This window comes from Lysobacter capsici (assembly GCF_014779555.2).
In the GTDB taxonomy this organism is placed as follows: Bacteria; Pseudomonadota; Gammaproteobacteria; order Xanthomonadales; family Xanthomonadaceae; genus Lysobacter; species Lysobacter capsici.
In genome coordinates this window covers 912,916-930,147 of the sequence record NZ_CP094357.1, presented here as the reverse complement: position 1 = coordinate 930,147, position 17,232 = coordinate 912,916, and the positions used below count along the sequence as shown (strand labels likewise).

General features: G+C 67.5%; 14 protein-coding genes. 7 read left to right on the top strand and 7 right to left on the bottom strand.

Annotation, left to right across the window (positions count from 1 at the left end; genetic code table 11):
* Window positions 1-5: 5 nt before the first annotated feature.
* Genes IEQ11_RS03815 through IEQ11_RS03795 form a run of 5 tightly spaced genes read right to left on the bottom strand, consistent with a single transcriptional unit; the run spans window position 6 to window position 5,752 of the window.
* Entirely contained in the window at window positions 6-1,511 is a 1,506-nt protein-coding gene (locus IEQ11_RS03815) for a TIGR04222 domain-containing membrane protein (RefSeq protein ID WP_191821740.1), read from the bottom strand.
* 11 nt (window positions 1,512-1,522) lie between these two features.
* Complete coding sequence (locus tag IEQ11_RS03810; protein WP_191821741.1) at window positions 1,523-2,008, bottom strand: hypothetical protein; 486 nt, start codon at window positions 2,006-2,008, stop codon at window positions 1,523-1,525.
* Window positions 2,005-3,351 carry a phosphatase PAP2/dual specificity phosphatase family protein gene (locus IEQ11_RS03805; protein ID WP_191821742.1) on the bottom strand — a complete coding sequence of 449 codons (1,347 nt, stop codon included), beginning with the start codon at window positions 3,349-3,351 and terminating at the stop codon, window positions 2,005-2,007. Before IEQ11_RS03805 ends, IEQ11_RS03810 begins: the two co-directional genes overlap by 4 nt.
* Window positions 3,348-5,108 (bottom strand): bifunctional alpha/beta hydrolase/class I SAM-dependent methyltransferase, encoded by a 1,761-nt coding sequence (locus tag IEQ11_RS03800; RefSeq protein ID WP_191821743.1) that lies wholly within the window; start codon window positions 5,106-5,108, stop codon window positions 3,348-3,350. The genes IEQ11_RS03805 and IEQ11_RS03800 overlap by 4 nt, the downstream gene beginning before the upstream one ends.
* Window positions 5,108-5,752, bottom strand: coding sequence for a CDP-alcohol phosphatidyltransferase family protein (locus tag IEQ11_RS03795; protein ID WP_191821744.1), 645 nt, complete (start codon window positions 5,750-5,752; stop codon window positions 5,108-5,110). Before IEQ11_RS03795 ends, IEQ11_RS03800 begins: the two co-directional genes overlap by 1 nt.
* A gap of 272 nt (window positions 5,753-6,024) precedes the next feature.
* On the opposite strand from IEQ11_RS03795, the gene purH reads away from it, so the two are divergent.
* From purH to purD, 3 genes are all read left to right on the top strand, one after another.
* Window positions 6,025-7,611, top strand: coding sequence for a bifunctional phosphoribosylaminoimidazolecarboxamide formyltransferase/IMP cyclohydrolase (purH, locus tag IEQ11_RS03790; RefSeq protein ID WP_191821745.1), 1,587 nt, complete (start codon window positions 6,025-6,027; stop codon window positions 7,609-7,611).
* 58 nt (window positions 7,612-7,669) lie between these two features.
* Entirely contained in the window at window positions 7,670-8,449 is a 780-nt protein-coding gene (locus IEQ11_RS03785) for a hypothetical protein (RefSeq protein ID WP_191821746.1), read from the top strand.
* A 244-nt stretch (window positions 8,450-8,693) separates the two neighbouring features.
* Complete coding sequence (purD, locus tag IEQ11_RS03780; RefSeq protein ID WP_046660070.1) at window positions 8,694-9,995, top strand: phosphoribosylamine--glycine ligase; 1,302 nt, start codon at window positions 8,694-8,696, stop codon at window positions 9,993-9,995.
* A gap of 427 nt (window positions 9,996-10,422) precedes the next feature.
* On the opposite strand, the gene IEQ11_RS03775 is transcribed toward purD, so the two are convergent.
* A complete protein-coding gene (locus IEQ11_RS03775; RefSeq protein ID WP_191821810.1) occupies window positions 10,423-11,925 on the bottom strand; it encodes an FAD-dependent monooxygenase in 1,503 nt (500 codons plus the stop codon).
* A gap of 548 nt (window positions 11,926-12,473) precedes the next feature.
* The gene (locus tag IEQ11_RS03770; protein WP_191821809.1) at window positions 12,474-12,755 is read right to left on the bottom strand and encodes a hypothetical protein; all 282 of its coding nucleotides are present in this window, start codon (window positions 12,753-12,755) and stop codon (window positions 12,474-12,476) included.
* A 207-nt stretch (window positions 12,756-12,962) separates the two neighbouring features.
* Between IEQ11_RS03770 and IEQ11_RS03765 the strand changes: the two genes are divergently transcribed.
* The 4 genes from IEQ11_RS03765 (at window position 12,963) to IEQ11_RS03750 (ending at window position 17,170) form a co-directional block, all read left to right on the top strand.
* Window positions 12,963-13,322 (top strand): hypothetical protein, encoded by a 360-nt coding sequence (locus IEQ11_RS03765; protein ID WP_191821808.1) that lies wholly within the window; start codon window positions 12,963-12,965, stop codon window positions 13,320-13,322.
* A gap of 232 nt (window positions 13,323-13,554) precedes the next feature.
* On the top strand, window positions 13,555-13,926 hold the full coding sequence (locus IEQ11_RS03760; protein WP_191821807.1) for a hypothetical protein: 372 nt from the start codon (window positions 13,555-13,557) through the stop codon (window positions 13,924-13,926).
* A 263-nt stretch (window positions 13,927-14,189) separates the two neighbouring features.
* A complete protein-coding gene (locus IEQ11_RS03755) occupies window positions 14,190-14,804 on the top strand; it encodes a mechanosensitive ion channel domain-containing protein (RefSeq protein ID WP_082723579.1) in 615 nt (204 codons plus the stop codon).
* A gap of 467 nt (window positions 14,805-15,271) precedes the next feature.
* Window positions 15,272-17,170: an MFS transporter gene (locus tag IEQ11_RS03750; RefSeq protein ID WP_191821806.1), complete on the top strand. Its 1,899-nt coding sequence runs from the start codon at window positions 15,272-15,274 to the stop codon at window positions 17,168-17,170.
* Window positions 17,171-17,232 lie beyond the last annotated feature (62 nt).

The window sequence follows — 17,232 nt, the reverse complement described above, 5'->3', positions numbered from 1 at the left end:
TCCGTTCAATCGCCACCGCCGCCGCAACCGCCGCAGCCGCTGGACCCGCAACTGCTGCCGCCGCTGTCGCTGCTGTTGCTACTGCTGTTGCTACTGCTGCCGCAACTGCTGCTGCCGCCGCTGCCGTCGCTGCTGCTGGACACCGGCGTGCGCAGGATGTGGTAATCGGCCAGCGCGCTGTCGAGCAGGCCCGCCGTGCCCATCAACGCGACCCGCGCGCCGGCCTCGACGTCGCTGGATTCGCGGCGCTTGGCCAAGGCGCGGTCGGCATCGTGCAGCGCCCAATCACCGGCGCGCGAACGCCGCTTGGCGAAGGCCCAGCGGACCAACGCCAACACACCCGCGAACGCAGTCAGTACCACCAGGAAGCCCACCGGCTTGCCGCGCTCCACGCCGATAAAAATCTTGCACAGGCCGAACCCGGCCAAGGCGATGATCGGCAGCGTGCCGACCAGTCGCGCGCCTAAGGCCTGCCCCGAACTCATCCACCAGCCCTTGCGCTGCAGGTGCTCGCCCAGTCCGTCGTAATGCTGCTTGAGCGCGCCGAGGGCATCGTCGAGATTCTGCCGGCGCTGCACGATCCACATCGCCTCGCGCAGCGATTCGGGAAGAGGCTGCTTGCCGCCGTCCGGGTTCGCGCGCAGCCAGGCGCCGGTGCGCGCCGCATCGCGGGCGTGACCGGCGAAATCCAGGCGCAAGGCATCGCGGTCGAGCAGTTCGACGATCGCCACGTCCGCGGCGCGTTCGGTGCCCGCGGCAAGAAAACCCAGTTCGACCGGGTCGCCGCCTTGGACGCTGCCGCGCCGGTTGGCGCCGCGCACGCGTCGCTCCAATGCACCGCCGACCGCGAACACGCAGCCGATCGCGGCGATGTAGAACGCGAGAAACTGATAGCCGCGCCATTGCAGCGGGTCGTAGTCCGCCGACACCGATACACCCCACACATACGCCGCGGCGCAGGCGCCGCTCCATATCCATGCCCACCGGCCGACCCCGCGAGGCGGCAAGGTCCAGGGCGTGACGAACCGCAACGGCGTGCGCCGGCCCGATTGCGGCTCGTGAGTGGCGACCTGCGCCGCGCGCGACAGCGTCGGATACGGCCATTGCGCCGCCGGCGGATCGCCGAAGAAGCGCTCGTAGCTGATATAGGTCTCGCGGTACTGCTGTTGATGCCGTTCTTGTTCCTGCGCGCCGCCGAGCGAGGGCGCGTGGTGCAGCGATTGTTCGAGCACCTGCGGACAAAAGCGTTGCCAGTAGTCGCGGGTGTCGGTCATATGCGCGTGCCAGACCTGATCGATCAGCTCGCTCGGCGTGACCGGATGGCCGGCGGAAATCGCCAGAAAACAGAACCGCCGGTATTCCTCCAGCGCCGCCTGCGCGCCCTCGCGCGTGGTCTGGCAGGCGTGGGCGACGCAGGTCAGAAAGGCTTCGTGGTGTTCGCCGCCGAATTGGTATTGGTGCAGGCGTTGCCACAGCGCGCGCCGCGGCGCGGTCCACACGTTATCGTCCATCCCCGTTTCGCTCATAGCCACACTCGCCCATAGGCCGCGACCAGCATCGCCAATTGGGCCAGCAGGCACAACGCTTGATTGCGCAGCAGGCCGCGCGCGCCGCGCCAGCGCGCCGGCCAGTCGCGACCGGCGCGGTCGCGCGGCAACAGCTCCAGCGCGATCAAGCTCGCGTCCAGGCGTCGCGCGGCGTGCAGGTCGGCGTTGGCGTCATCGCCGTGATCGGCCAACGCGGCCAGCAACCTCGCGTCGAAATCCACCCGCACCGCGTAATACAACTGCGCCAGCCCGGCGCACAGGCTCAGCAGCCACCACGCCGGCATGGCATCCGCGCCCGCGTCGGGCCACACCAGACCCAGCAGCGTGGCCGCCAGCACGATCAGCGAGACGTTGCGCAGATGCCGCCCCTGCGCCAGCAGCGAGGCCATCGCGCGCAGGTCGAAAGCCGTCGTCGCGATGGGATCGCCACTCGAAGGCGGCGGCGTTTGCGGATCGCTCATGCGATGTGTCCGTCTGGAACCTGCGTACGCGCCGTCGCCGCTGCGCGCGTCATCAATCCCAGCGCGCGCCGATGCCGGTCGCGCAGCACGATCGCCGGCCGCGCCTTGCGCAGGATCGCGATCGCTTCGTCCACCGTGGCCGCGCGTCCGCTGTGCAGCAGCCACGCCGCGACCGCGGCGGCGCTGCGCGAGTAGCCCAGGGCGCAGCAGACCAAAATCTCGCCGTGCCCCCGCAGCGATTCAATATCGATGGCGGCTTGGCGCAACTGCTCAGCGCTCGGCGCGACCAGATCCAGCATCGGCCTGACCACGTCGCCCGATCGCCACGACCGCAACGGTAGTTCCGCGCTGACATCGATCACCCGCGCATAGCCATCGCGTTCGTCGCGGCCGGGCACCCGACCCAGCCAGACTTCGTCGATCACCCACACCGGCTGCGGCGCGTTGCGCGTCCACCAGCGCGAATTGAGCCACGCGCCCAGCAGGTACGGCGCATACAGCCAGCACGCGGCCGTGCTCAGACGGCCGTCGTCGCGTTTCTGGAAGCCGTCCGCGCCGAGGACCGCGTAGTTCAGCGCCACCAGCAGCAACGACAGCGCCGGCCACAGCAGCCACAACGCGGCCCCGCCCAGCGCGATCGCGGCATACGCACAGGCACTGGCGCCGGCCAGATAGATCAGCGCGAGCTTCCAGCGCTGCGGATCGCGCGTCAGCGCCGCATGCCGCCACGGCGCGACGGCGCGTTCCGGCCACAGCCACACGCACAGCCAACCGGCCAGCACACCGGTGGGCAGGTCGATGAAGTGATGCTGATAGGTGGTCAACACCGACAAGCCGATCAGCGCGAACCACAGGTGCAACATCCAGCGCCACACGCCGCCCAGGTGCTGAGCGAAACGCACCCACAGCACGATCAATAGCACGATGTGCAGCGACGGCGCCTGATTGAACGGTTTGTCGAAGCCCAGCAGCACATCGAACAACCAACCGAACACGCCGCCCGTCTCCGGACGGGTGAAACTGAAATGCAGCGGGAGCAACAGGAAACACGAGATCGCGACGACCTGCGCGCTCAGCAGGCGCAAGGCCTGGGTATCGAGCTCGCGCCGGTCGCGGCAGACGAACAGCGATATCCCGTAGAACAGGTCGATCGACCAGTACGGCACGATGGTCCAGGCCCAGAACGGCATCGCCCGTTCCCAGTCGAACACGATGCTGGGCACGACGACGCGCGCGGCCGCGACCGAGTTGGCGTAGCCGTAGCTCAGAAAGAACAGCGGCCCGAGGAAGATCAGCCACAGCAGCGCCCGCCCCCACGGACGCCGCGCGGTCGCAGCGGTCATGCGTCGACCCGCTGCGCCAGCGATACGGTGAAGATGCCCCAGGCGTCGATGCGCTGATCGATCTTGACGAAACCCGCCGCGCGCACCAGATCGTCCATTTCCTGCTGGCTGCGCCGGCGCATCACCCAGGCCTCGCCGCCGCGGTGGCTGGTCAGCGCGCGGGCGATGAACTCCAGCTGCGGATGCCAGGGCTGGCCGGTGTAGACGATGAAACCGCCCGGCGGCACCGCCGCGGCCAGGCCTTCGAGCGAGCGCCGCACCAGCGCGTTGTCGGGAAACAGTTCGTACAGGCCCGACACCACCGCCAGGGTCGGGCGCGGATCGAGCGCGGCCAGCGCGTTGCGGTCGAACGCGTCGCCCTGATCGAAGCGCGCGAGCGCGCGGGCGCCGAGGGTGTCGATCAAGGCGCGGCCCTTGTCGACGTTGAGCTCGCTGTAATCGCGCAGACGGATCGAATCGGCGCGCTCGGTGCCGCCGGCCAGCGCTTCGAGCGCATAGCGGCCGTGACCGGCGGCGATATCGACCGCATGCACCGGCAACGAGGCCGCGCGCAGGCGCCGCATCGCTTCGCGCAACAGCTCGTGCAGATGGGTGCGGCGCACGCGGATGCCGCGCCAGCCGATCGCGTCGAGATAATTGCGATCGATCATCCGGCCCAGCGGCCCTTTGCCGCGCGCCTCGTCGCGGTAGACGTAGTCCAGGCTGCTGCCCGAATCGAAGCCGGTGTCCAGGCCGAGTTTGATGCCCTCGGAGAACTTGCCGCCGAAGCGCAGCCCGGCGCGGGTGAAGCGCCAGCGCAGATCCGCCAGCGACCAGCGTTCCGGCGGCCACGAGAGTTTTTCCGATTCCTCGAAGCTCGGGCCGTGACGGTGCGCGTCGAGCAGATCGGCGCGGCGCAGCGGCTCGGCGAAACGCGCCTGCACGAAGGCGCGGATGCGGTTGATCGCGGCGACCCGGCCCTTCTCGCCCAGGGTGTCGTGATAGAAGCCCTGCAGCAGGTGGCGTTCCTTGATTTCCGATCCCAGCCGCTCGTAGAACCGGTCCTGCGGGCCGCGGTGGACGACGAAATCCGAACCCGAGACCAAGAGTTGCGTCGGCACCGTGATCGCCTGCGCATCGGCCACGATACGGTCCGAAGTCTCGTACAGCCCCAACAACACCCGCACCGAAATCGGCCGGGTAATCAACGGATCGGTACGATAGCTCTCGACCCGCTCCGGATCGTGCGTCAACCACTGCGGCTTGACATAGCTGTTGACGAAGAAATTGCCGCGCAGCTTCTGCATCAGCTTCAGGCCCGGCACCGCCAGCGGCACGTACAGCTTGACCTTGAACGCCGGCGAGGCCAGCACCAGCGCGCGCAGGCGCGGCGCGTAGTCGTGGACCCAGGTCGCGGCGACCACCGCGCCGACACTCTGCGCGATCAGCGCGGTGTCTTCGACCGCGATGCCGTGGCTGGCGCCGATATGGGCGACGAAGCGGTCCAGGTCGCGCACCAGCGCATCGAAACCGGGCGCATCGCCGCGCTCGCCGGGCGAACGGCCGTTGCCGCGCGCGTCCCAGGCGAAGAAATCGGCGTCCTCCATGCCCAACTCGGCGACCAGATGCTGGACCCGGCCGGAATGTTCGTGGCCGCGATGCAGCAGCACGATCGCGCGGCGCGGCTGGCCGGCGGCCGGCGCGCTCGCGGGCCAATAGCGATAGAACAACGAAGTGCCGTCGAAACTGGCGAACTGGCGTTCCTGTACTTCCCTCATCAACCTTCTCCTTGTTGCGGTACTGCGGCGTCCTGCGCGGCATCATGCCGCAAACCGGCGCGCACGCGGCGCACCACGGTCAACACGCACAGCAGACCGGCGACGATCAACATCAGTTCCGTACCGCGCGCGCCGATCCAGCCCAGCGCGAGCAATACGCCTAGCAAACCGACCACGAACGCGCGGTCGCTCTTGCCCATCGGCCCGTCGTAGCGACGCGGCGCGCCGATCATCGGCCCGAGCACGCCGGCGTATTCGGTCAACGCCGCCAGCAGCACGAACGCCAGCAACGGCGCCGGATGCAGGCCGGCGACCGCGAACAAGGCCAGGTACAAGGCGCTGTCGGACACCACATCGCACAGTTCGTTGAGGTAAGCGCCCAGCCGCGACTGCTGGCCGAACTCGCGCGCCAGCATGCCGTCGATGGCGTTCATCGCCATGCGCGCGAACATCCACAACGGCAGCAGCGCGAACAGCCACGGCCGCGCCGGCGCGGCCCAGTACACCAGCACGGCCACGCCGAGCGAGACCGCCGCCGCCGCGGTGGTGACTTGATTGGCGGTGACGCCCAGCGCGTGCAGGCGTCGCACCAGCGGCCGCAGCAGCCCCTGGAAGCGTCCTTTCAAAGCGTAGATCGAAGCCATTCCCTGTGCGTTCCCAAAGCCCTCGCGGGCATCGCCGATCAGCTTAGCGGCTGCGGACAACGATCGCGGTCCCCGTGCCCACGGATGCGCGCGGTATCGAAATACTGGCCCGCCGGATCAGCGTGGCGGTGCCGACGCCGGCCGCGCGGCGCCGTCGGCGTCGCGATTGCCGGGCCACGGTGGCCGAAGATGCGCGATCCGGGCCTGAACGGGCCGGCCCGGCGGCCCACCCCCGCTATAATTCCCGCGCCTTCCGCTGCCCCCTTCCCCGAATGACCTCCGATACCTCGACCGGCACGCCGGTTCACATCCGCCGCGCCCTGCTGTCCGTGTCCGACAAGACCGGCCTCATCGAACTCGCCCAGGCCCTGGCCGCGCGCGGGGTCGAACTGCTGTCCACCGGCGGCACCGCCAAGGCCATCCGCGACGCCGGCCTGGCCGTGCGCGACGTGTCCGAGGTCACCGGCTTCCCGGAAATGATGGACGGCCGGGTCAAGACCCTGCATCCGCTGGTCCACGGCGGCCTGCTCGGCCGCGCCGGCACCGACGACGCAGTGATGGCCCAGCACGGCATCGCCGCGATCGACCTGCTGGTGTTGAACCTGTACCCGTTCGAGAAAGTCGCCGCCAACCCCGCCAGCAGCTTCGACGACATCATCGAGAACATCGACATCGGCGGCCCGGCGATGCTGCGCTCGGCGGCGAAGAACTTCGCCCGGGTCGCGGTCGCGACCGACCCGGCGCAATACGCCGGCCTGATCGAGGAATTGAACGGCAACGACGGCGCGCTCAGCGGCAAGACCCGCTTCGCCCTGTCGGTGGCCGCGTTCAACCGCGTCGCCCAGTACGACGCGGCGATCAGCAATCACCTCTCGGCGATCGCCGAGGACGGCAGCGCGCAGGCCTTCCCTGCGCAGCACAACGCCAGCTTCGTCAAGGTCATGGACCTGCGCTACGGCGAAAACCCGCACCAGCTCGGCGCGTTCTACCGCGACGTCAACCCGCTGCCCGGCACCCTGGCCACCTTCACCCAGTTGCAGGGCAAGGAGCTGAGCTACAACAACCTCGCCGACGCCGACGCGGCCTGGGAATGCGTTCGCCAGTTCGAAACCCCGGCCTGCGTGATCGTCAAGCACGCCAACCCCTGCGGCGTGGCCCAGGGCGTGGCCTGCGGCGACGCCTACGAGCTGGCGTATGCGACCGACCCGACCTCGGCGTTCGGCGGCATCATCGCCTTCAACACCAAGCTCGACGCGGCCACCGCCAAGGTCATCCTCGACCGCCAGTTCGTCGAGGTGCTGATCGCGCCGGATTACGACGACGCGGCGATCGACTACGCCAGGAAGAAGGCCAACGTGCGCGTGCTGCGCATCCCGCACGGCGCCGGCCGCAACTTGCAGGACATCAAGCGCATCGGCTCGGGCCTGCTGGTGCAGAGCGCCGACCTGCGCGAAGTAGGCCGCGACGAGTTGAAAGTGGTCAGCAAGCTCGCCCCGACCGAGGCCCAGCTCAGCGACCTGCTGTTCGCCTGGCGCATCGCCAAGTTCGTCAAGTCCAACGCCATCGTCTATGCGCGCGATCACCGCAGCATCGGCATCGGCGCCGGCCAGATGAGCCGCGTGGTCAGCGCCAAGATCGCCGCGCTCAAGGCCGAGGAAGCCGGCCTGGTCGTGCCGGGCTCGGTGATGGCGTCGGATGCGTTCTTCCCGTTCCGCGACGGCATCGACGCCGCGGCCGCGGCCGGCATCAAGGCGGTGATCCAGCCGGGCGGCTCGATGCGCGACAACGAAGTGATCGCCGCCGCCGACGAGCACGGGCTGGCGATGGTGTTCACCGGCGTGCGTCATTTCCGTCATTGAGGTTGAAGCTTGGCGCGGCCGCGATCGCTTCGGCGCTCGCGGCGGCGCTTGATCGCTTATGTCCGATCCTTCTGATTCCGACTCCTCCAAGCCCGGCGCGTCCAGGTCGGGCGCCGCCGGGCCCAGGGCCGAGCTCGATGCTGCGACCGGCCTGAGCGAGCGGCCGTCGTTGGGCCGCAATCTCGGCCGTTCGATCGCGCGCAAGCTCACGGTGATCGCGGTGTTGCTCGCGGTGATGGCGATCTGGGGCGCATGGCAGTACACGCGCCGGCAGGCGGTCGACAGCGAAACGCTCGGCGACTATCGCATCGATGGATCGTCGGTCGCGGTGCTGGTGGTCGAACCCGACGTGTCGCTGGAAATCGGCGCCGGCCTGCGCCGCGACTACACCGTGCAGGTCGCGCGCGCGCTGGCCAGACGGTTCGACCAGTTGGGCTACACCACCCGCGAATTCGCCGCGCGCAGCGACGAAGAACGTTTCGGCCAGACCACCCGCGCCGCCGATCGCGATGCCGCCGCGCAGTACCAGGCGCAAACCATGCAGCGCCTGCGCGAATTCAACGCGCCGGTGCTGCGGGTCGCGCTGCAGGACCTGCAGTACGACGGCCGCAGCGTCAGCGAGCAGCATTACCGGGTCGAACTGCTGGACCCGAAAACCCTGCAACCGTCCTGGCGCGCGACGCTCACCTGGCGCGAAGGTCGTTCGCAGTCCATCGCCTTGCTGTGGCATCTGCGCAAGAACCGGCTGCCGCCGCCGTTGTGGGACAGCCTGGCGGATCTGGCGATCGGGCGGATGCGCAAGGATGGCGTGATCGTGTCCGGGTCGACGATCCGGTAATCCAAGTTGCGGCTGCGACATCCTGATCGCGTCGCTGGCGAGTGTCGCGGTCGCGGCTCGCGCCGCTCCTACAGTCGGACTTCGCGGCTACAACCGCCCCCTGTAGGAGCGGCGCAAGCCGCGACCGCGCCACCTCGCCCACATCGCATTCCCGATGCCCGACACTCAACCCCACCCACACTCGCGTAAAATCTCCAATCCGCGTACCCCACGCCATCGCGGCCCGTCGTGGCCAGGAGCATCCATGAAAGTCCTCGTCATCGGTTCCGGCGGGCGCGAACACGCGCTGGCCTGGAAGCTCGCCCAGTCGCCGCGCATCGACGAAGTGCTGGTCGCGCCCGGCAACGCCGGCACCGCGCACGAGGGACGTTGCCGCAATGTCGCCGTGGCCGCCACCGACATCGACGGCCTGCTCCAGCTGGTCGCCGACGAAAACGTCGCGCTGACCGTAGTGGGCCCCGAAGCCCCGCTGGTGGCTGGCGTGGTCGACCGCTTCCGCGCCGCCGGCCTGCGCATCTTCGGACCGACCGCCGCCGCCGCCCAGCTCGAAGGCAGCAAGGCTTACGCCAAGGACTTCCTCGCCCGCCACGGCATCCCGACCGCGTACTACGCCGTGCACACCGACGTCGACGCCGCGCTGGCCTATGTTCGCGAGAAAGGCGCGCCGATCGTGGTCAAGGCCGATGGCCTGGCCGCCGGCAAGGGCGTGATCGTGGCGATGACCCTGGACGAAGCCGAAGCCGCGGTCACCGACATGCTCTCGGGCAACGCCTTCGGCGCCGCCGGCGCGCGCGTGGTGATCGAGGAATTTCTCGACGGCGAAGAAGCCAGCTTCATCTCCATGGTCGACGGCAAGCACGCGCTGCCGATGGCGACCTCGCAAGACCACAAGCGCGTGTTCGACGGCGACACCGGCCCCAACACCGGCGGCATGGGCGCCTACTCGCCCGCGCCGGTGGTGACGCCCGAAGTGCACGCGCGCGTGATGCGCGAAGTGGTGATGCCGACCGTCGACGGCATGATCGCCGACGGCGTGCCGTTCACCGGTTTCCTCTACGCCGGCCTGATGATCGACGCGCACGGCGCGCCGAAAGTCATCGAATTCAACGTGCGCTTCGGCGACCCGGAAACTCAGCCGGTGATGCTGCGTCTGGACTCCGACCTGCTCGACCTGGTCGAAGCCGCGCTCGACGGCAAGCTCGACACCACGCAAGCGCAATGGAACCCGCGTCCCTCGCTCGGCGTGGTGATGGCCGCGGCGAACTACCCGGACACCCCGAAGGCCGGCGACGTCATCCACGGCCTGGACGCGGCGCAGCCCGCCCACGCGAAGGTCTTCCAGGCCGGCACCAAGCTCGGCCCGAACGGCGAAGTGCTGACCGCCGGCGGCCGCGTGCTGTGCGTGTGCGCGCTGGGCGACGACGTCGCTCAGGCGCAGCGCGAAGCCTACGCCGCATTGGCGAAGATCGGCTGGGATGGCGAGTTCCACCGCAACGACATCGGCTGGCGCGCGATCGAACGCGAGCAACAAGCCGCGAAATCCTGAGCCCCATCCATCGCGACAAAAAAACGGCCGGAAGAGCCCCGCTCTCCCGGCCGTTTCGTTTCCCCCTGTAGGAGCGGCGCGAGCCGCGACCGCGACAATACAAATACGACGTAGGCGCGATGTCCGCTCGCGGCTAATGACCGAAGAAATCCAATAAGACGCCGTCCTACAGTCGGCACCATGGCCTCAACTTTTACCGAGAACCTCAAGCCCGCACGGCCGGAAGCACCTCCACGTTCCCGGCCGTTTCGTTTCCCCCTGTAGGAGCGGCGCGAGCCGCGACCGCGACACCACAGATGCGACGTAAGCGCGATGTCGCGGTCGCGGCTCGCGCCGCTCCTACAGTCGGAACTGTGCCCTATGCATGAGATCTAGCCTGCAGCGACACGCATCTCAACAACCGCACGCATCGGCCAGACCGATCTCACTAAACGGCCGCAGGCGCCCCAAACCACGCGGTCAACGCATCCGCCAGCCCCCGCCAACTTCCCTCGCCTACCCAGGCCACATACCCATCCGGTCGAACCAACACGGCCGTAGGCGCGGCGACCACGCCAAGCGCGGGCAACTCCCAAGCCCCCGCGTACCCGGCATCGATCGCCTGCACCCGATCGGCCCAACCCGAACTATCGAAACCACCGGCCTCGCCGAAGTTGATCAGCACCGGTCGCGCACCGTGCAGCAAGCGGTAAACACGCAACGGCCCCCCGGCAGTCACCAGATCCAGATCCGGCATGCGCCGCCCAAGCAAGGGATGCCCCTCGCCGAAGTCGTAGCGGATATCCAGCCCCGTCATCATCGCGGCGAATCGCCGGTACGGCTCATCCATGCCGAGCAGTTCGGCCACCGTGTCGCGCAACGCCGTCGTGCGCGCATCCGCCGGGCGCAACGCGGTCGAGGCCATCGTATTGCGCAGCACCCGCGCCGCGACCGGATGCCGCTCGGCGTGATAGCTGTCGAGCAGACTGTCCGGCGACGTACCCTTGATCACCTGAGCCAGCTTCCAGCCCAGATTCATCGCGTCCTGCACGCCGGTCTGCAAGCCATGACCGCCATCGGGCGCATGCACATGCGCCGCATCGCCCGCCAACAGCACGCGTCCGCTGCGATACGTCGCCGCCTGCCGGCTCACGTCGGTGAAACGCGAAATCCAGGTGGGGCTGTGCGCGCCGTAATCGGTCCCGCATGCAGCGATCAACGCCCGGCTCAGATCGTCCAAGGTCGGCTCATCGTTCGTCGCCGAGACGCTCGCCTCGGTGACCATCACCTTGATCGGCCCCTCGTCCTTGTAGATCACCTGGCCGTCGCGGATCTCGTATTCGGTCCGCCCGAACGCATGCACGCCCAGTTCGCTGCGATGCACGCCCAATTCCGGCGTCTGGGTCATCTCGACCTCGGCGATCAGACTGCTGATGGTCGGGTCCCAACCGGGAAAATCGATGCCGGCGATCTTGCGCACGCGGCTGCGTCCGCCGTCGCAACCGATCATGTACTGCGAACGCAAGGACTTGCCGTCGGACATGACGATGTCGACCCCGCTGTCGTCCTGCGCGAACCCCAGTACCTCGCGTTCGCGATAGAACGTCACCGGCAACTCGCCGACCCAGCCGGCGAGAATGCGTTCGATATGGTTCTGCCACAGCCCGAGCCCGTAATTGTGCCGGGTCGGAAACGCGCTGATGTCCAGCTTGACCCCGGCGAACCCCGCGACTTGCGCCTTCTGCCCTTCGGCGAGAAACCGATCGACGATGCCGCGCTGATCGAACATCTCCAGCGTGCGCGCATGCAGCCCGCCCGCGCGCGACCCGGCCAGTTCCTGCGTGGCGCGCCGCTCGACCACCGCGACATCCACGCCCGCCAGCGCCAACTCGCCCGCCAGCATCAGCCCGGTCGGGCCGCCGCCCACGATCACCACCGCATGCACGTTCATCGCGACGCTCCCGTAAACAGCGCGGCGCGCGCCGCCCGAACCTCGCAAGCCACGGCGTCGACCGCCCGCGACCGTCGCACTCCTCCCGCCGCGACCTCAACCCACCCACGCGGCCCGTACTTCAACGACAACCTGTTCATCGCACCCTCCCGATCCACCGGCCAAGTCAGGTGGGCGATTGAGCACCACGCCCCGGGGCTTGCCGCAAGCCCCCAGGGGAGTAAGATGTTGGTAGGGGCAGGGACCGATGTTTTTCTTCTCGGTTCGCCCAGCCCGGATGAACAGGCTGCCGCGCAGCCCCGGAGCGCCGCGAACGGCGACTCACTCGATCCGGGCGAACTCCCAAACTTACCGATGCGGTCGCCGATGCGGCTTGCGTGGCGCCGAGCTCGGCCGATGCGTGAGCGTATCGACGCTAACCAAAAGTCCGGATCCCGCGCCCGCTTGGCCCACATCAGGACGGCCGGAAAAGCTCGCGCTGTTCCGGCCGTCGTGGTTTCGATCCAAAGGCATGGCTTAGCCACCGAGGCAAGCAAGCGCGGGGCTTGTTAATGCACCGTCCCCGCCGCGTCCTCAGCCATCGGCTGCAATGAGACCGCGACTTCCTCCAGCTCCGCGATCTCCGCCTCCAGCGCGTCGTACAACTCGCCCTGGCGCGTCATCAGTTCCTCGATCCGCTCGGCCTGCTTCAACTTCGACAGTTCCCCATCGAACAGCAGCCACTGCGCGGTCAACTGCTCCACATAGTTCTTGGAGTAATGCCGCATTTCCTTGAGCTGATTCAGCGTCGCGTTGACATGATCCAACGGCGTCTTGGTGTCGGCGGACATACAGACCTCCACTTCGCAAGGTTGGTCCCAGGGTATCGAAGGAAAGCTAGCTGGACCTGAAATACGCCGCGCAGCACGCATGGGATAAACGCCGAATCTTCACTCGGCGCCGACAATGTCGAACGCCGGATCCGACCCATGCCAGAATGCTCACAAGCACCTGAGACCAAACGACCTCTCGGTCCCGCATCAGGACGCGATCGAACAATGGGCCCGTTTCAAGACGGATGGACGGAGCAGGACGTCGCCGCAGTGATCGCGCGCGGTGTACCCGATGAACTTTTGTACGTGCCCATCGTGATCAGCATGGACCCGCCGGACTTCCAGTGGTCTCAGGCGATCTGCATCTCGTTGGCATCGCATCCGCATGTCAATGTCAGGGGCAACGCCGTCCTGGGATTCGGCCATCTCGCGCGTACTTGCCGCCGCATCGACGCGGCAACCGTCGTTCCCCTGATAGCCGCCGCGCTGCAGGACGAGAGCGCCTATGTGCGAGGCCATGCGAACGACGCGGCCGGCGATCTGCTGCACTACCTGGACGTTCGGGTGCCGGGCCATGAGTCGTAAAGGCCCGTGCGCCGCGGCCGGCACGCGAACCATCCGCCCGCCGCCGCGTACCCGGTCCGCCATCGACCCGCGCAAACGCCTCGGCTCGAATGAGGGTTGCATCGGTTAATTTTTGCAGGATCGAGTAGCGTTCGCTCAACATGGCTTGGTAACGACAAACCAGCTTTGAGCCTTGCTTTGATCCGATGCCGTGCCATCAACCGCTTGACCTTGGACACAGACGTTCGAAACCATGCTCGACGACCTCTTGAAATCGCTCAACCACGCCGAACTCAGCTTCATTGCCGAAAGCGACTACGGCAGCGATGTCGAGCGGCATCGGGACGCGCTGAAACAGCTTATCGACGTACAACACGGTGTCCTGACGCGGGGGCAGCACTGGCATCCCTACGAGGTGATCGAGCTGTGCGCGCAGTCATTGAAACCAGGGCACGAACGAGAATTCACCGCCTGCACCCTGCTGGTGCTGCGCGCGGTGGCTTCGGGGCTCGATACGCATACCGACTTGGACCAGAAGCTGGCGGACCGCGCCCAGGACTATGACGCCCTGCCTGCGGAATTCAGGGACGCGATTCTGGATGCCTATCAACGTATCGACCAATAGCCATCCGGCGCAGCTCGCGCCATGGCGGGCCGCGGGTTTCATGCGGGCAATGAACCAGCATCCGCATGACGCTGCCGATAGGTCGCCGGGTCCAGGCTAAACGGCCGAGCGACTCATAGGCCATCGGCGCCGCCTTGGCGACACGAAGACGGCGCTCAGGTGCAGACGCGTCGCCATCAGGCTCCTGCCCACTCCGGCACGGCGCGCTAACTCCCGGCTTCGTACACTGCTCGGCCGTATCCGCAGTCAAAGGCCGAACCCGCATGTCCCCCACCATCGCCCACGCCGCCTACATCGCCGCGAGACTCGGCGAAGCGCTGGCCATTCTGGCCGGGGCGTGGCTGCTGACCACGCTGCTGCGGCATCTGCTGCGGCGGCTGTCGACGCGTTACGAGCTGGCGCCGGCGTTCGCGATCGGGGTGCGGCGGGTATTGAACACGCTGATCTATATCGCGGCGTTGCTGTTGTTGCTCAATCGCTTGGGGATCGAGGGCTCGGTGGTGTGGACGACGTTGACCGGGTTCGTCGCGGTCGGCGCGGTGGCGTTCTTCGCGGCGTGGAGCGTGCTGTCGAATATTTTCTGCGCGTTGCTGATTTTGACCACGCGGCCGTTCCGGCTGTACGACTACATCGAGGTGCTGGAGGGCGGCGACAAGCCGGGGCTGCGCGGGCGGGTGGTCGATATCAATTTCATCTTCACCACGCTGCAGGAAAGCCATGCCAGCGGCGAGGACACGGTGCTGCAGGTGCCCAACAGCCAGTTCTTCCAGCGCAGTACGCGGCGTTGGCGCGAGGAGCCCGAGTGGAGCCGGACGGCTCGGGAGAAGGCCGCGGACGGGCCGCATGGATCGGATTGGCAGGAGCCGGCGGTGCGTTGAAGGGCGGGACGTCAGGCTGCGAGCGCGGCTCACGCCCCGAATCGTTCGGCCTGCGCCTGCCGCGGTCGCTGCGAGCGGGAGAAGGGTTTTAGAGGTGTGGCTAATGCGGCGTGTCCGTCTGGGGTGGCGACCAGAGTCCGTGCGGCGGATTGGGGATAAGTGCTTAGGTCGGGATGAGAGCCGGCAGGGTGATGCACAGGGCAAAAGCGAATCCCCCCTGCCCCCCTTTTGCAAAGGGGGGAAAAGCAACAGCAAAGGCTAAAGGCAACGGCGGGTGGCGGCGGTTGGATGGGTTCGGGGGTTCGGCGGGAGCGGATGGTCTAGGGGCGTGCGTTGCCGGGGCTACTTTTGCGCTACCTCGCTCATGCCGCTACACCCGGCCAGTCGGCTTTTGTTAGGCTCCCCACGCGAATCCTTCGCCCGAGCCGCGCATCCACGCGCGGACACGAACCGACAAGCAGGACGGCATGGCGCACAACCAGTTCGCGTTGCTCACCCAACGGCGGTTCCTGCCGTTCTTCCTGACTCAGGCCTTCGGCGCCTTCAACGACAACGTCTATCGGCAGGCGATCATCGGGCTGTTGTTCTACCTCGGTGTCGACGACGCGCAGCGCACGCTCTATACCAACCTCGCGCCGGCCTTGTTCATCCTGCCGTATTTCCTGTTCTCGGCCACCGCCGGGCAGATCGCCGAGAAGCTGGAGAAGCACAAGCTGATCCGGATCACGACCTCGATGGAGATCGCGATCATGTCGCTGGCCGCGGTAGGCTTCGTCACCCAGAACATGACGATCCTGCTGATCGCGCTGTTCGGCACCGGCCTGCAGTCGACCCTGTTCGGGCCGGTCAAGTATTCGATCCTGCCCTCGGTACTCAAGCCCGAGGAGCTCACCGGCGGCAACGGCCTGGTCGAGATGGGCACCTCGATCGCGATCCTCACCGGCATGATCTTCGGCGGCCTGATCTTCACCCTCGCCGGCACCCACGGGCCGGTGGTCGCGGCGACCGCGATCATCGTGCTGGCGGTGACCGGCAATCTGGTCAGCCGGATGATCCCGCGCGCCGATGCGGGCGAGCCGGACCTGAAGATCCAGTGGAACCCGATTCCCGAGTCGGTGAAGATCATGCGCATGACCCGCCGGCAGCCGGCGGTGCGCAATTCGGTGCTGGGCGTGTCGTGGTTCTGGTTCGTCGGCACAGTGCTGACTTCGCAGTTGCCGGGCTATGCGCTGACCAATCTCGGCGGCGATCCGACGTTGTACATCTTCGCCCTGGCGTTGTTCTCGATCGGCACCGGCGTGGGCTCGATGCTGTGCGAACGCCTGTCGGCGCGCACGGTCGAAATCGGCCTGGTGCCGCTGGGCGCGTTCGGCATCAGCGCCTTCATGATCGACCTGTATTTCGCCCGCACCGGCGCGGCCACCGCGACCGGGCTGGACGTGGCCGCGTTCGTGCGCGGCGCCGGTTCGTGGCGGATCATGATCGACCTGGTCGGGATCGGCCTGTTCGCCGGTTTCTTCGTGGTGCCGCTGTTCGCGCTGATCCAGAACCGCTCGCCGAAGAACGAGCTGTCGCGCGTGATCGCCGGCATGAACATCCAGAACGCGGCCTTCATCGTGTCGGCGGCGGTGCTCGGCGTGGTCGTGCAGCGCTTCCTGCACTGGACCATCCCGCAGGTGTTCCTGGCGCTGGCGATCGCCAACGCGCTGGTCGCGATCTACATCTTCACGATCGTGCCCGAGTTCCTGATGCGCTTCCTCAGCTGGGTGCTGGTGCGCACCCTGTACCGGTTGCGCGTGTCCGGGGTCGAGAAGATTCCCGACGAAGGCGCGGCGCTGGTGGTGTGCAATCACGTCAGCTACATGGACGCGCTGATCCTCAGCGCGAGCATCCCGCGGCCAGTGCGCTTCGTGATGTATTACAAGATCTTCAACATCCCGGTGATGAGCTGGATCTTCCGCACCGCCAAGGCGATCCCGATCGCCGGGGCCAAGGAAGACCCCGAGGTGATGCAGCGCGCGTTCGAGGAAATCGAGGCCGCGCTCGCCGACGGTCAGTTGGTCGGCATCTTCCCCGAGGGCGCATTGACCAAGGACGGCGAGATCGCGGCGTTCAAGTCCGGGGTCGAGCGGGTGCTGGAGAAAAATCCGGTGCCGGTGATCCCGATGGCGCTGCGCGGCATGTGGGCCAGCATGTGGAGCCGCCGCAGCAACCGCGCCGAAGGCGGACGGCTGGACCGCATGCGGGTGCCGCGCCGGTTCCGCGCCGCGATCGAGGTGGTCGCCGATCCGCCGCAGGACGCCGCCGGCGTCAGCGCGCAATCGCTGGAAGCGCAGGTCCGCGCGCTGCGCGGCGACCGCGCCTGATCGCCGCACGAGGCGTCGGGCCGGCGGCGGCGCGAACCGTCGCCGATCGCCTCAGGTGCCCA